Source organism: Streptomyces sp. NPDC088746 (assembly GCF_044751065.1).
Taxonomy (GTDB): Bacteria; Actinomycetota; Actinomycetes; order Streptomycetales; family Streptomycetaceae; genus Streptomyces.
On sequence record NZ_JBIVLA010000007.1, the window covers coordinates 1 to 15138 of the forward strand.

A 15138-nucleotide genomic window follows, 5' to 3' on the forward strand; every position below is an offset into this window, starting at 1 on the left:
ACTAACCCCGCCCCTCGATGCAAGGTCACGCTGACCTATGCAAGATCGCATGCAGCTTAGAACTGACATCTGCAAGGTCAACCCGTACTAGACAGCTCCGAGTGCCCGAGGTTCCCCCTCGTTGATCATGATCTTGATTTAAGAGGACCAAGGTATCGTCACTTCGTGACGATACAATCAGCCAAGACGACCGAAACTGACCGAATGAGAACGGGGGGTGAGCGGGCCGGTGGGATGGGTGACCATGATCGGCCCGTCCGACGAGCAGGTTGAGTACCGCCTTACCGGCGGCCACGGATGCGGGAAGTCCGTAGCGGTCGACGCCGCCCCTCTCGTCGCCGCCATCGAGGCCAAGGCCGAAGCCGCCGGTGCCCCCGTCGCCTCCCTGCTCGCCAACCGCGAGGCCAAGCGCGCCTTCTTCCGCGCCCGCGGACTCCTCCGCAGCAAGGGCACGGCGCGGTTCACCGGGTTCGACGCCGTGGAAGTCGCCGCCGCAGCCGGGCTCGACGCCCGCGATCTCTACGGCGAAAAGGCCCTTCCTCCACGGCCCGCCGACGGACAGGTGGACTACCACCTGGACGCCAGTGAACGCCCCCTGGTCTGGATCGGAAACGGTCTCACCGAGTTCGACATCACCCCCGGCAGCACCCTCGCCCCCGAGCAGTTCCCGGCCGCCCGGCGCCTCATGCTCGGGGAAGACCCCCGGACCGGGCAGACCCTCGTGGAACCCAAGCTGGCCATCGCGCCGGCCGCCAAGCTCCCCGCCGCCCCCCTGGCCCGCGCCATCCGCCGCGCCGCCGCCGAACGCAGCGTGAACCCGACCTCCCTGCTTGACTCCAAGCGCAAGCAGGACGCCTTCCGCCGGATGGAGAGCCAGCTCAAGCGGTTCGGAGAGACGCACCGTGTCCCCGTCTCGACGGTGCTGAAGCTCGCCGACGCCGTCGGCTTCAACGCCGTCGACCTCTACGGCGAGGACACGGTGGAGAAGGCCGTCGCCGCCGAGGCGGGCGGCCACCTGGACGCCCGTGCACTCCTGCGCGCGGTCGAGGCCCACGCCACCGAGACCGGACAGCAGCCCGCCGACCTGTTCGACGCCGCTTCCATGAAGCGCCGGTACGCCCAGACCGCAGGCGAAGGTGCACGTCGTCTCCGGGACCTGCCGATGGACGTCCGCGAAGCCGTCGCGATGGCCAAGGCGGCAGGGCTCACGCCCGAGGACGTGTGGGACGCCGAGGAGATCAAGGCCGCCCTCCTCGAAGGCCGTGTGCAAGTCGGCAACCGCGGTGCTGACGTCACCTTGGACTTGGCGAAGTCGAAGTCTGCGTTCCTCGCGTACGCGCCCGAGGAGATCGCCGCCCAGGTCGAGGGCATCTACACGGCCGCCGGCCGGGAGTCCATCGGCGCCCTGGAGCGGTGGACCGCGTACGCCATGCGCGGCCACCACGGCGACGGCGACGAAGCGGAGACCGTGAAGACGAGCGGGTTCTCCGGCTGGATGATGGTCCACCGCGCCGCCCGCCCCGTCGACGGTGCCCCGTACGGAGATCCCCACTTCCACCTGCACTTCACCCTGGCCAACATGGTCAAGGGCACCGATGGCAAGTGGTCCACGATGGCCAGCGGGGGCCGCGACCTCCACCGGCACACCCGCGCGACCCAGTCCCTCATGAATGCCCGCATCCGCCGCGAGCTGACCAACGAGTTCGGCATCAGCTTCCGCCGAGAGGAACGGACCGGAGCCTGGGAAATCGCAGCGATCCCCGAGGCCACGATCCGGCTCTTCAGCAAGCGCGACAGCCAGGTCCGGGACCTGCTGACGAAGCTCGGCATCGACTACGACAGCGCCACGACCCGCGAGCGCACCGCCGCCTCCACCGCGTCCAAGGCCGCGAAGAACGGCGAGGCCGCCGGGGTCGGGGACGATGTTCTCCGCACCTACTGGCAGGCCGAAGGCCGTGCGGCCGGAGACGACCCCGACGCGATCGCAGCCAGCGCGATGGAACAGGACCGAGCAGATCAGAACCCCACCCTGGACGAGCTGTGCGCCCAGGTCTTCGACCCCAAGACCGGCTTGACCAGCCACTCCAAGGAGTTCACCCACGCCGCCGCCATCGCCGCCGTGCTGGACGCCCTCCCGTACGGCGTCGCGGATGCCGCCGAGGCCGAACAGCTCACCAACTCTGTACTCCGCCAAGCCGGATACGCGGTCCAGCTCAACCCGAAGGGCGCCCAGCACTTCGCGCACGCCGACCGGTACACCACGGCGGATGTCGTGGCGGCCGAAGCGCTGATCGTCTCTGAGGCCACGAACCGGCTCGGCACTCAGGCCGCCGTCGTCAGCAGCGACACGGTCGACATGACGCTGTCCACCGTCGAGGCTCAGCACGGCGGCAGCTTCACGTTCTCCGACGAACAGCGTGCCGTCCTCGAACGGCTGCTCACGGCCGGGCACGGAATCGACGCCGTCGTGGGCATCGCCGGGTCGGGCAAGACCACGATCATGGACACCGCGCGCCAGGCGTGGGAGGCGCACGGTCTCGTCATCGCCGGCGCGAGTACGGCCGCCGTCGCCGCCGCGAACCTGAAGGCCGAGGCGGGCATCGAGTCCCGCACCGTCGCGTCCTGGTTGACCGGCATCCGCAACGGAGGCTCCGGCCTCACCGGCGTGGACGTGTTGGTCGTGGACGAAGCCGCGATGTGCGATGACCGCGACGTCGCCGAACTCCTCACTCACGCCGCGGAAACCGGCACGAAGGTCGTCGGCATCGGTGACCCCAAGCAGCTCCACTCGCCCGGCATCGGCGGCAGTTTCGCCGCCGTGCACCACCTCGTGGGCGGGCTCACCCTCAGCCAGAATTTCCGCCAGAAGGACATGGTCGAGCGCCGGGCACTGGAGCTGTGGCGCGACGACAACCGCGTGGAATCGCTCCGGACCTTCGCCGGGACCGGCCGCGTGCACGCTCTCGCGGACAAGGACGCCACCCTCGCCGCGATGCTCACCGTCTGGGCCGACAAGCGGGCCGCGCACACTGACGACCACACCGCCGTGCAGCAGCTCCTCATGCTCGCCGCCACCAACGAGATCGTGGAAGAGCTGAATATCGGCGCCCGCGCACTGCGGAAGGAGAACGGCGACCTCACCGGTCCCGAGCACGCATACGCGCTGCCCGGTGGCGGCGAGCTGACCCTGTCCGTCGGTGACCAGGTCCTCCTACGGGTCAACGACTACCGGGGCAAGAAGAGCCGAGGGCAGAACGACGACGTTCTGAACGGCTACCGCGGAATCGTGCGCGCCGTGGACGAGGAACGCCGGGTGCTGGTCGAGTGGCGGGAAAAAACCGAGGACGGCCACCGTGACGTTGCCGAATGGGTGGACGCCGACTACATCGCACAGGGCGGGCTCAGCCTCGGATACGCGATCACCGGCCACAAGTCGCAGGGCCTCACCGTCCAAGAGGCTCTAGTCTACGGACCCGGCGCTCAGGCGAACGCCCTCTACACGATGATGAGCCGCGACAAGAAGGAGTCCCACCTCTTCCTGCCGCTCTCCGTCTACGAGACCGACGCCGACCGCGCCCGCCACGGCGACGCACTCACCGACCAGGAACAGCTTGACCGCGCCGTCGCGGGCCTCATCCGCGAGATCGAGAGCGGCACCGAGGAACGCATGATCCTCACCGAACTCCCGCAGAACGCGGTCCCTGCCCACGTCCGCCAGGCCGTAGCGGACCTCCCGATCCCCCGCGCCCCTGGCGCCGACGAGCACCACGACGCAGACACTCCCGAAGAGGCTCCGGAACACGAGGACCGCCCCGCACCGGCGAACGCCGAGCCGACCACGGAGCCGGCCACACCCTCGGGGCCTGCGCCGACGGCTGACCGTCCATACGCTCACCTCAGTAGCTCGGCACTGCGTGACGCCGTGCGCAAGGCCGCCATCGCTGCCCGCGCCACAACGACGGCGGCTGACAAGGCGGAAGCCGCCGCCGATCGTGCCGAACAGGAGGCCGCTGCCGGTGCAGGCCCCAATTCACTCGCGCTCCAACGCCGTCATCAGGACGTTGCCCAACGGGCCATGGCCATCCGCGAAGTCCGGTTGCTGGACGGCACCATCGCGGACCGCACCGCTCGACTGAACGGCAGCGAGGCCCGTATCGAGGGTCTTGAACAGCAGCTGGCCGCGACGGGCCGTTTCGGGCGGGCAGCACTCCGCGGTGACGAGCGTGCTGCGGTCGAGGCGGACCGGGAAGCACTCCTTCGTACCCGTGAGGAGACCGTCCAGGAGCTGGAGCAGATGGACACGCGGCTCCAGGACGTTACCCGGCAGGCCGGACCCGTCAGCGAGTACGAAGCTGTGCTGACGGAAGCGGACATGCCGCAACAGGAGAAGGCCGCGCTGCTTCGGCGGGCCAAGGCCAAGGACAACGAGGGAGCCACGCAGCTCCGGGCCGAGGCCATCAAGGCCCGCAGCACTGCTCGCGGTGCAGACCACCGCGTGTCCGGCCTCCAGAAGGAGACGAGTCTGCGAGCCCAGCACGAGCGTCAGCACGTCGACGCCGATGAGTCTGCGGCGCCCGCATCTCCGAAGCCTCACTCCCCGTACGCCAACCGAACCGCGGTGGACCACACACACCCCGCGCCGCCGGACAGCGCTCACGACGCACCGCCCGTGTAAGAAGCGGCCTACCTTCCTAGGCTGGCGGAGCGAAGACCGCGTTGTCCGGCATCCGGTCGCGGAACGCATCTGGGATGGTGCCCATGAGCCAGAGGCGGCGCGTCACGTGCACGGCGCCTGTCGGGTCTTCGAGCAGGACGTAGCGGGACTCCCCGCCCCCTACGTAGCCGATCTCCGGGGGGAACCCCTGCTCCTCGGTCCATGACAGGTAATGGACGCCGGCGATCCGGAGGGCACGCCGGCCGTCCGGGTCTTGGTCGCCGAGCATCGCGTACCCCAGGCACATCAGCCAGAAGTCACACGAGCTGCACACCCGATACGCAGCCATCCGCGCGCCGACACCTCGGATCTCCCGGTCTGTCCCCTTGTTCGGGCACAACTTGCACTGGAACACCGCGCTCTGCGCGGTCACGGGTGCTCGCCTCATGCGCCGGACCTCCGCCGGATGTGCTTGCACCGAACACCGCGCTCGACATCCTGAAGCGAGGGTCTGCGACGTGCCCCGCAGTCCATGCACTCGCTGTCCCAAGGCATCGAGCGTGCGCCGGGGTACGGCACCTTCGGCCTGTAGCGCGCTTCACGCATCAGCTCCTCGGCGTCCTCTTCAGCGGGTTCACCGACGGGCGGCACGGGGGCACGCGAGGGGCCGGAAGCGGGCTGCGGGATCGAGTAGACCGGGGTGTGGCCCCCGAACACCGAACCGAGGCTCACCCATCGTCTCGGCTGCGAAGGGGTGGTCATGGCATGCCCTCTCTCGTACGTCCTAGCCCGATGGCCAGGGGCGTTAGCGTCGTAGTAGTAGGTCCGGCCGGCACACGGTTTCAGATGTCAACGCGGGGCGGCCGGGTGCTGCCCGGCCGCTCTCACCTGCCTGAGCAATCCATCCCAGGAAGCCACTGCCGCCGAGGATGAGCATCGTCATGACCCTTATCTCTCCCCGTGCAGGATGGCTGCCCTGGCTGCCCAGGCGAGGATGCTCTGCCCGCGCATGGACAGGCCGAGCCTGTTCCAGTGAAAGATCACGTGATAGCTGAGCACTTGCCTCAGCCCCCGGTCGAGCGTCCCGTCCTGTACGGCACGGCGGAGTTCCTGCCCCGTGCTGCGGAAGGCGGCGGCCCACTCGGCGACGGGTTCCAACAGCCCGCCGGGGCGCAGCAGGACATCACTGTCGGCGAAGAGCAGCGGCCGGATCTCCTGCGCGCGGGCGTCGAGCCGGTCTGCCGGGACGTCGCTGACGGCCGATCGGTGCTCTTCCGTGATGACGCGGTGCCACACGTCCCCTTGCTCGTACCATTCCAGGCCCGCGGCGCGCATCATGATCGTGCAGAGGAGAACGGACAGCTCCCGGGGTCCCACGGCTAGGTCCCCGCGCTGCCTTAGTTGTTGTGCCTCTCGGCTGTCGGTGACGAACAGCGCGTGCGCGGCCGTCATGCTGACCGTGCCCCCGAACGCTGCGGTCTCCGGCTCGTAGATCCCGGGCCACCACCGTTGCAGATGCCCGTCGGAGGCGAGACGGTCGAAGCCGTCGCCGAGGGTCAGTTTGGTTCCGGCCTCGGGCTGTAGACGAAGGCGCAGGCGCCAGCACGGGTGCTTGCGGGTGTACCACCAGCCGCCCATGAGCCCCGCAGCCTCCGCCTCCAGAAGCACCGGGAGCACGTGCGTGGTGAAGGTGGTGTCGGCGTTCGTCCAGTCGGTGAAATGGAGGTACACCTGCCACCAGTCGGTGGCGGCTGCGTGGCGGGCCAGGGCCTCCCGGCCAGCTTGGTCGTAGACCGCCACGGCGTCGTACAGGATCGTCGGTTCCATCGCGTACTGGGCTGCGACCTCGGGGATCGGCAGGCCGGTGAGGGCAGCGAAGACCGCGCGCTGGATCGCGGTCGGCTCCGTCAAGATCAGTTGATCAAGAGACATGCGTCCCATCCGGAGATCGGGGCCTGCTGTGAGGCGTAGGTGGTGAGGGCGAGCGCGGTACCGGCGACGCCGTTGATCAGGCCGGACTTGGGAAGGTCCGGCTGGGCGTTCGCTGCGAGGGTGTCGCCGAGGCGCTTCGGGAGGGTCTGAAGTCGGGGGTCGCGGGCATCGGCGGCGGCGCGGGTGGTGGTCTGGTAGATGCCTGCCCAGCCGTGGCACAGGCCGGAGTCGGTGACGTGGGCGAGCTGTGCGGGGTCGGTCAGGGCGCGGTACAGGGCGTCCTCGTAGAACGCTTGGACGTCGGGGGCGCGCAGGGCGAGCCCGGCGAGTTGCCCGGCTCGTGCGATGCCCGTGGTTCCGTAGCACCAGCTCGGCCGGGTGGGGGCGTCGTGGTGCGGGCGCCCGAGGTCGAGGTCGCGGCGGGAGATGTGCTCGGGCCACCAGGGACCGGAGGGACTGAGCTGGCACCAGGCGTCAAGGTGTTCGCAGATGCTCCAGATGGCTTCGCGGTGGCCGCTGACGGCGATGCCGCGGCGCATGGCCTGGGCCAGCAGGAGAAGTGGACCGGTGATGCCGTGGGCTGCACCGAAGTTGCCGTGGCCGCCCGGGAAGTGGGGGGACTCGCCACGGGCCGGGTCGTGGCGGACCCACCAGCCCGGCAGGCCGTGGCCGTCGGGGGCGAGGGGGCGGGTCAGGGCAACGAGGTACTTCAGGACCCGTTCCAGGGGGAGCCCTTCGGGGTCGGTCCGAAGGAGGTAGGCCCCGATGCCGGTGAGGCCGTAGAACAGGTCGTACTCGGCGAACGTGGGCAGGTCGCCCTTGCGGATGCGGGTGAGCGCGGCGTCCACGCGGCGGTGGGTCAGGTCGGTGATGTGCTGGTGCAGGGTCCGGCGCGCCGGTTCGTACAGGTGCTGGAAGGATGGCGGGACGGTGGTGAGGACGAAGCCGAGGGCCGGGGCGCCGAGGAACAGTCCGGCGGTGTCGGCCGCGCTGATGTGCCCGCCCGCTGCGGCGGTGATCCATCGGTGGGCGGGGCGCCAGGAACCGCCGTGACGGCTGGCCATCTCGATGTGCAGCAGGCTGATTCCGGCGGCGCCGTCGGCGAGGGACTGCACCGCCCACGGCTCGTCCGGGGGCGGCGGAGCGGGTTGTGCGAGGTGGGCCGTGTACTGCTCCAGGATCGTCGCGGTGGTGGCAGCCGGCGCGGTCATCGGGCGGCCATCCTGTGCTGGAGGGCCGCGGTTCGTACGAGCCGGATCGTGGTCTCCTCGGCGCGCGGATCGACGCCCAGGGCCCGGACGTGGTGCTGGTGCAGGAGAGACCGGGCGACGCCGAGGGGATCACGCTGGCCGGTCAAGGCGTTCCGGTAGGTGTCCACGGCGGCGGCGCGGGCCCGCCATGCTTCGGCGACCGCAGGGCCGCCGGGGAGGGCCGCGAGCGCGGAGGCGCCGTTCGGTGCGGCGAGTTCGAGCACCTGGGTACGAAGGGCCCGGTTCAGTCGCCCCGTGCTCTGGGGGAGGTTGCGCACCAACCACTCCTCGGCCGCCGCGTTGTTCGGCGCCAGGGGGGTGACGAGGTGCAGAGCGCTGGCCGCGGCGAGGGCCTGCGGGGCGAAGACGTCGGTGCGCTCGGTGAGCTGGATCTGTGCGAGGGCGGCGGCGGAGTCTGCGGCGAACACCTGGTGCGCGGCGTCCATGGCTGCCTCGCTGCCGAAGCGCCCGGTCTGCGGCTGGTAGGGAGCCAGGACGAGTCCGGCCGCCAGACCGGTCCCGTGCAGGCTGTCCGCCCAGGTACGAACGTGTTGGGCGGCGGCCCCGTATGCGTCCGGCGGCAGGTGCAGCGTGAGGTCGAGGTGCTGGTCGGCGTCCGGGCGGGCCATCTCCCGGTGCCGGGTGAACCACCAGCCCGGCGGGGTGTCGCCGAACGCGGCGAGGAGGCTGGGAAGGTGGCGGCTCAGGATCTCGTCGTAGCGGCGCGGGTGGGCGTGAAGCTGCGCGAGCAGGACGTCACCGGCGCCCGGAAGGTGCCGCCCGGGGACCGGCGCCGTGGCGGGGCGCGGCCGGGGCACATCCGCGGTCTCCGGCTGCAACCGGCCCAGAGAGAGCCAGATCTCGTGTGCCCGTCCGATCCAGCCGTGGGCGTCTACGTCCGGGACCTCGCGCAGCTCCAGACGCCGGGCGTTGTCGAGGTGGGCGCGCAAGGCCCGGCGGTGGACCGGGTGGGACAGGTCGAGGGGAAGGCGCTGGTCGTACTCGATGATCGCGACCTGCATGGGGACCCGTAGCCGGTCCCGCCAGGCGGTGAAGGCGTCCTCCCACTCCTCGGTCGAGGCTTTGCGGCCGGGCAGGTCGTCGGCCATCAGAAGCCATCGGGCCTGCGTGAGGATGGTGCGGCGGTAGCGCACCCGGGGGAGGAACGGGAGCCGGGAGCCCGCGCCGAAGTCGAACGGCTTGTAGGCGGCGTACCGCCCGTTGGCCACTTCGGCGAGGAACCGGGCCAGTGGTGGTGTCTGTGTCCCGCCTTCCAGGGCGTGCAGAACCCGCACGTCGATGCGCCGGCCGGTGGAGAGCTGCACGAGGTGGAAGCTGCGCGGGTCCGCGGTGACGGCGATGTCGGCGAGCGGGATCGTCGTCTCGTCGATCTCCTGGTGGCCGGACAGCTCGATGACGTGCGGCAGCAGCCGCGACGTACGGGTGACGTTCTCGTTGCGGTGGCGGCGCGGCGGGAACACGAGCTGCGCCGTGAGGGCGTCCGGCGCCCCGTGGTACGTGGCGGCGAGCGCGTCCTGATGCTCGGGCGGCAGGACGTGGGCGAACCGGCCGGCCATGCTGCTGCCGGGGCGGGGGATCGCGGTGAGGAGGACATCGAAGATGCCGCTGGACAGTGCCCGGGTGCTGGGTGAGTGGACTTCGAAGGCGGCCTCCACCCGGGGTACGAACAGCCGCTCGTCCTCTCCGGCGGCCTTCTCCAAGGCGTCGACCATGTCGTCCGTCAGCCGCAGTTCATCGCGGCCGTCCAGGAGGACTTGCTGCATCAGTGCGAGCAGCAGTTCATCGCGGTCGGTGCGCACCTTCAGGGCGGCGCCGCGTTCGGAGCCGACGTATCCGGCGGGCAGGCCCAGACCGCTGTCGGCGACCAGGTCCATCACCGGCACCAGGGCCCCGACGCCGTACCGGGCCCGGAAGCGGCGGTGGTAGTCGCGCCAGTGCTGGTAGCCGTAGGGCTGCGGGGTAGTCCGGTAGAGGGCCGACACGGCTGCCTGCACTTCCGCGATCACGGACTGCGGGAGCTGGGTCTCGCAGTCGAGGGCGGTGTCAATGAGCAGCGGTGTCGGCGTGACGGTGGTGAGGGCGCGCATCCGCGCGGCGACGGCGCTCACGCTGGTGTCGGAAAGCGTCGGCTGGTGGGCGGACACGTCGTCGCGCAGCGCGTACAGCGCGTGGACCAGGTCCTGCACCTCCGGGACGTCGTCCGCCTGGTGCCGGTCCAGTTCGCGGCACAGGTGCTGAAAGCCGTCCACGGTGGTCATGGGCGCCCAGAGGCTGGTGATGAGGAAATGCTGCTCGACCAGGCTGGTGAGAAGGGCGTCGATCTTCTCCGGTGTCGCCTGCGGGAAGCGGTCGCGCAGGTGGCTGTGGAGGTCGCCGTAGAGGATGGGGGTGCGGGCCGCGTCCATGGCGGCGGCCACCGGCCGGGCGTTGCGGACGGATATCTCGACCGGGGCCAGCAGGACGGCGTGGCCGTCGGAGGGCGGACCCGGTGCCACGAGCCGGTCACCGCGTGCGCGGGCGGCGTTGTTGGCGACGAGCGGTAACCGCTTCAGCAACGCGGGGGTGCGCTGGAGCCGGAGAACCATGTCGGTGACCCATTCGGCGTCCGGCCGAATCATCGCGCGGTGCTTGTCACGCCACCGCGCGCTCGCCCGGGACCCGACCGACACCGGGGCGGTGCCGGCGAACAGCCCGAGCGGGGTCGGCCGGTGCTGCCACCGCAGGAGGTAGGAGACCGTCGACAGCGCGGTGCGGCGGACGTGACGGGGCTCGGTCTGCCGACCCCGGACGACGGCCTCGATGGCGTCGGACAGGACGGGGGTGGCCAGCTCCAGCGCGCTGCGGAAGTCCTCGCGCTGCCAGATGCGGTTCAGCCATCCGCGGGTGACGGCCACGTTGTCCAGGTCGAGGGTACGGGGGATGTCTGCCGGCCCGGGGCTGGTGGTGGCGCGCAGCATCGCAACGCCTTGCCACTGGTATCCGGCGGCTGCTCGGGAAGCCATGAGGCCCTTCCATGAGGCGGCGCGGGGAGGGGGAGAGGGGCCTGTGGGCCGGGCGAAGCGCTTCGCCCGGCCCACAGGTCAGGGGTCGGCCTGGATCAGGCCGGGTCCTCCGTGAAGGAACCGCAGGCGGAGGCACCGGTCGCGCAGGTGGTGCCGCAGCCGTCGCCCGTGGAGCACATGAGGTGGCCGTACGAGTGCTCGGCGATGACGACCTTCACGTCCAGGGGCGCGAAGTCGTCGTCCAGGTCCGCCGACGGCGCGGGCGCGACCGGGGGCGGGGCGAGAGTGGCGCTCGTCATGATGTGCCCTTCTTCCTGTTGGGGTGGTGCGGGATTACCTGGCTCCCGGTGTTACGCCGAGGGCCAGGAGAGCGAGACTCGGCTGTGCACCTTGTCGATGATCCGGTCGGCCGGGATCTGGTCATCGGGGGTGCTGGCCGGATAGACCCGGATGACCGGGCTGGGGCCGCCGCGCCGGTTGGCCTCCCAGTCGCGGAGCACGTCGGCGATCTCGTCGGCGAACTGCTCCGCGTGCGGGCCGAGGGCGTGCACGCCGTACTCCAGGTGCTTGTTGTCCTCGGTGCGGCGGGTGACGAGGTAGGCGAAGGTGTCGTCCTCGACGGCCGCGAGGGCGAACCGCTTGTTCACGGGGGCGACCAGCCCCGAGTCCGAGTTCTCATCGACGGCCATCGTGCAGAAGCCCGGCAGGGAGATCGCCATCGCCATCTGAAGGGTGTCGATGAGTTCCTGGATGCGAACAGTGACGCCGGTCCACAGTTCGTGGCGCGGAAACGTGACGGCGTTGTCGAGCCGGTGCGGGTCGGCCGGCAGGCCGTCATCGAACTTGAGCCCGATCTCCGGGGTGCCGTTGACCAGGAGGAGTTCTTCCCGGTGGGCGGTCGAGCCCTGCATCGGGACAAAGCCGCAGATCCGCGCCGACTCGCTTTCCAGGTAGGGACCGTGCTCGCCCGCGACCTGGATGAAGGCGACCGACCGGGTCAGGCCGCGCATCCGCAGCGGGACGACGAGCCGGCCGCCCTGCTTGAGCTGCGCGGTCCACGCAGGGGAGACGTCCCAGGCCCCGGCGGTCACCATCACGACGTCGACCTCACCGAGGTCCGGGATGGGCTCGGCGGCGTCGGCGGTGACGACGTGAACTCGGCCGTAGCCGTGCTCGTTCAGGAGCTGGCGCGCGAGATCGGTGACGACGGGGTCGATGTCCACGGTGACGACTTCGCCGTCCTCGCCGACGAGTTCGGCGAGGTAGGCCGCGTTCAGCCCGCCCGAGCCGATCTCCAGGACCCGCATCCCGGGCTTCACCTGGGCCTGCTCCAGCATCATGGCCTGGATCTGCGGGGCGGAGACGGAGCTGAGCTGCACGCCGTGCTCGTCCGTCTTGGTGATCACGGCGGCGTACGTGTCGTACGCCTTGTCCAGCGGCGTGTCGGCGGGGGTGAACTCGTGCCGGAGCACCTTGCGCATCACCGCTTCGATCTCCGGGGAGGAGATGTTGCCGTCCGCGCAGAGCTCGTCCACCACCTTGTTCCGCAGGCGGGTCGCCTCGTCGGGCTCGACGGTCGTGTTCGTCATGGACTTCCTTCGGTCGTTCGTGTTCAGGGGCGGGTAAGCCGGCACGCGTGCCGGGGGCCGGGAGGCTATCGGCGAAAGCTCTCCGTTCTCGTCGGACCGCCGAAGGTTGGCGGGTTCGTGCTGGACGGCGCGCGAAGGTCCGGCGCCGGTGGTGAGCCGCCCGGCGGTCCTGTCTGTACCACTCAGGAGAGCCGGGCGGCCGTCTAGGCGGCGGGCACAAGATCGTCCAGGTTGACGACCTTGTACTCCCGCAGTTCCCGTACTAGCTGGGAGGCCAGGAACATGCCGATCTGGGGATGGCGGTAAGGGATGGGGGAGTCCATGTCCGAGAGGGCCTGTAGGCCGTTCGCGCTCCACTGGTACGCGTGGCCGATCACGCCGTACAGCGGGAAACGGGTGGCGAGAAGCGCTACGTGGCCCCTTGCCCTGAGCCGTGGGCACCGGCTTGCCGCCATCCGGGCGTGCTCCAGACAGACCGGCGGCTGCGCGGTCTTCACCGGACCGTCGTAGCCCTCTTCACCCGCCGTTTCCAGGAAGAGGATGCCGTCGGTGCGCTTCAACTGGACGGTGCATACCTGGCACCGCAGCAGCGCCATCGTCACGCGTTGACGGTGAGGGTGAACCATCCGCCACCGTGGTGTCCCGCAGGGCTGCCCAAAGGTGTCGAGCGACATGGAGTAGCGGGCCCAGAGCACGTCCTTGAGGTCCCGGTCCGGCGGCAGCTCATCCACGTATCGGAGACGCGGCCGGCCGTCCGGCCCGCGGCCCATACGCAGGTTGAGGAACGAGTCGGCCTCTTCACCTTCCCGGGCGGTGATGTAGGGCACGACGGCCTCGGGAGCGGTGGTCACGCGGTGCTCCCGGCGGCGAGCGCGACCGGCCGGTGTGGAGCGACGATCTGGCCGTCCGGCAACAGCTCGCCGGTGTCCTCGAAGAGCAGCACCCCGTTGCACAGCAGGCTCCAGCCCTGTTCAGGGTGGGCCGCCGTGGGGCGGGCGGCCTCTCGGTCTGAAGCCTCGGCCGTGGGACACGGCGGGGTGTGCTGGCACATCGTACTCGTCGTCCTCTCAAGGCAGTGCGGGGAAGTCGGGCCCTCTTCGGCGACTACGAAGCCGTGGGGGAACACGGAGTGGAGGTTGCCGAAGAGGGTGTCTGTGGGCGTTCACGTACGAACGAGGTGATGGCGGACTCGCTGTAGCCGTAGAAGCGGCCGAAGACCGCGTCGTCCTCCCACCACTCGGGAGCGGGCTCGCCCCACTCGACGGTGTGGCAGGTATCGCGGTACGGCGACCATCGGACGCGGAGGTCCGGAAACCCCCGCCGGTTCGTGAGAAGGTCGCGTGCCCCTATTGCCAGGGACAGCAGATCGAAGGACATGTATCCGCCTCGACGCGGGCCGCCGACCGGCACGGCAAGCAGTGGTGCCCGGAACACGCGTACCGCGACAGCGTGAGCAAGGACCTCGGGCCGGGCAAGGCGGTCCCGGAAGTGCTCGAAGTCGTACGCCTCCTCGGCAGGGCAGAGGGAAGGGCCGAACGAACGCGCCGAAGTCTTGGTGGTCGTCAGCACTCGACCAGCCCCCTGACGATCCCGGCCTCTTCCAGAAGCTCGGCGAGATCGAGGGTGAGCCGCGCCAGCTTCCGAACGAGTCCGATGGTCTGTCCCGCGTCGCCGGCCACTACCTCGGCACGCAGCGTGCGGGCCTGTCCGATCAGAGCGGCGATGTCCGGGTGCTTCTCGTCGGCTTTGTCTCGCAAGGCGCGGGCTACAAGCAGCTTGAGCGCCATGAGGAAGCGCTGAGTAAGGGCATCGTTGTTGTAGTTGGGTAATGGTGCTCCGCCGGACGGGCCCGCGGCGTGGTGGCTGATCTCTTCCTCGCCGTGCAGGATGGTGTCGAGGTCGTCGTACACCTCGTTCCAATCCACGCTTGCCCACTCGCGCACTGCGCTCAGGTACCGCCGGGCCTCCTCCTCACCGTGTGGAGGAATCCAAGGGTTCGTGGGGACCGTCGGATCCTTGACGCGGACCGGCATGGTCTCCGGGCTCGTCGTCTCGTCGCGTAATGCGGTGTTCGTCATCAGCACGCCACCAAACTCAGCTCGCACCACGTGGTGGCGCCGTTGTCGCTGACACCCCACGCGCCCTGTCTGCTTCGGGCGATCTCCCGCACGAGCACCAAGCCGCGACCGTGCTCGTCGTCGTCCTCGGGGCACTGAGCAGTGGGGCGAGGGCCGGGCACGCCGTCATGGACACGGATGCGCAGGACGCCATCGCGCACATCAAGGGTCAGCCGGATTTGCCTGCCACCGCTGTGCACGATGGCGTTAGTGATCAGCTCAGAGACAACGAGTGTCGCGTCGTCGGCGACGCAGGTCAGACCGCGGGAGGTGAGACGTTCGCGGGTCACGAGCCTCATGGCGCGGACGCGGGACTCGTCTACGGGAGGGGGGCGCTCGCCCGGGGAGTGCTTGGTGATGGAAAAGCGTTCCTCCACCAGGCCGCCGGTACGAGTTGCGGTCGGGCGCTGCGACGCCGGCCCGATCACCGCTCCGTCCCGATCTGTGAGGCCCCGTCTTCCGGGGCGGCTCGGTCGTCGAGGGAAGCGAGCGGGCCCGTCCGGCGCTGCTGGCCCGGGACGTGCCGGAGCAGTCCGGCAAAAGCGGGCAACGGTGTGTTCGCAGCGTCCGCGA

At 70.0% G+C, this 15138-nt stretch carries 12 protein-coding genes; 1 reads left to right on the plus strand and 11 read right to left on the minus strand.

Annotated elements, in window-relative coordinates:
- Window positions 1–217 precede the first annotated feature (217 nt).
- A complete protein-coding gene (gene mobF, locus ACIP63_RS27540; protein WP_401520750.1) occupies window positions 218–4675 on the plus strand; it encodes a MobF family relaxase in 4458 nt (1485 codons plus the stop codon).
- A 16-nt stretch (window positions 4676–4691) separates the two neighbouring features.
- On the opposite strand, the gene ACIP63_RS27545 is transcribed toward mobF, so the two are convergent.
- From ACIP63_RS27545 to ACIP63_RS27595, 11 genes are all read right to left on the minus strand, one after another.
- Complete coding sequence (locus tag ACIP63_RS27545; RefSeq protein WP_401520752.1) at window positions 4692–5003, minus strand: hypothetical protein; 312 nt, start codon at window positions 5001–5003, stop codon at window positions 4692–4694.
- Between the two features lie 599 nt (window positions 5004–5602).
- The gene (locus ACIP63_RS27550; RefSeq protein WP_401520754.1) at window positions 5603–6565 is read right to left on the minus strand and encodes a thiopeptide-type bacteriocin biosynthesis protein; all 963 of its coding nucleotides are present in this window, start codon (window positions 6563–6565) and stop codon (window positions 5603–5605) included.
- A 2-nt stretch (window positions 6566–6567) separates the two neighbouring features.
- Window positions 6568–7797 carry a lanthionine synthetase C family protein gene (locus ACIP63_RS27555; RefSeq protein WP_401520756.1) on the minus strand — a complete coding sequence of 410 codons (1230 nt, stop codon included), beginning with the start codon at window positions 7795–7797 and terminating at the stop codon, window positions 6568–6570.
- Window positions 7794–10859: a lantibiotic dehydratase gene (locus tag ACIP63_RS27560; RefSeq protein WP_401520759.1), complete on the minus strand. Its 3066-nt coding sequence runs from the start codon at window positions 10857–10859 to the stop codon at window positions 7794–7796. The genes ACIP63_RS27555 and ACIP63_RS27560 overlap by 4 nt, the downstream gene beginning before the upstream one ends.
- 95 nt (window positions 10860–10954) lie before the next feature.
- Entirely contained in the window at window positions 10955–11158 is a 204-nt protein-coding gene (fxlA, locus tag ACIP63_RS27565) for an FxLD family lanthipeptide (RefSeq protein ID WP_030881377.1), read from the minus strand.
- Between the two features lie 51 nt (window positions 11159–11209).
- On the minus strand, window positions 11210–12448 hold the full coding sequence (fxlM, locus tag ACIP63_RS27570; protein ID WP_401520761.1) for a methyltransferase, FxLD system: 1239 nt from the start codon (window positions 12446–12448) through the stop codon (window positions 11210–11212).
- A gap of 203 nt (window positions 12449–12651) precedes the next feature.
- Window positions 12652–13299, minus strand: a complete 648-nt coding sequence (locus ACIP63_RS27575; protein WP_248585343.1) for a hypothetical protein — start codon at window positions 13297–13299, stop codon at window positions 12652–12654.
- Window positions 13296–13499: a DUF5999 family protein gene (locus tag ACIP63_RS27580; protein WP_248585344.1), complete on the minus strand. Its 204-nt coding sequence runs from the start codon at window positions 13497–13499 to the stop codon at window positions 13296–13298. The genes ACIP63_RS27575 and ACIP63_RS27580 overlap by 4 nt, the downstream gene beginning before the upstream one ends.
- 53 nt (window positions 13500–13552) lie before the next feature.
- Window positions 13553–14017: a DUF6302 family protein gene (locus ACIP63_RS27585; RefSeq protein WP_401520765.1), complete on the minus strand. Its 465-nt coding sequence runs from the start codon at window positions 14015–14017 to the stop codon at window positions 13553–13555.
- Window positions 14011–14526 carry a DUF6415 family natural product biosynthesis protein gene (locus ACIP63_RS27590; RefSeq protein ID WP_401520768.1) on the minus strand — a complete coding sequence of 172 codons (516 nt, stop codon included), beginning with the start codon at window positions 14524–14526 and terminating at the stop codon, window positions 14011–14013. The genes ACIP63_RS27585 and ACIP63_RS27590 overlap by 7 nt, the downstream gene beginning before the upstream one ends.
- Window positions 14526–14993 carry an ATP-binding protein gene (locus ACIP63_RS27595; protein WP_381179832.1) on the minus strand — a complete coding sequence of 156 codons (468 nt, stop codon included), beginning with the start codon at window positions 14991–14993 and terminating at the stop codon, window positions 14526–14528. Before ACIP63_RS27595 ends, ACIP63_RS27590 begins: the two co-directional genes overlap by 1 nt.
- Window positions 14994–15138: the final 145 nt, after the last annotated feature.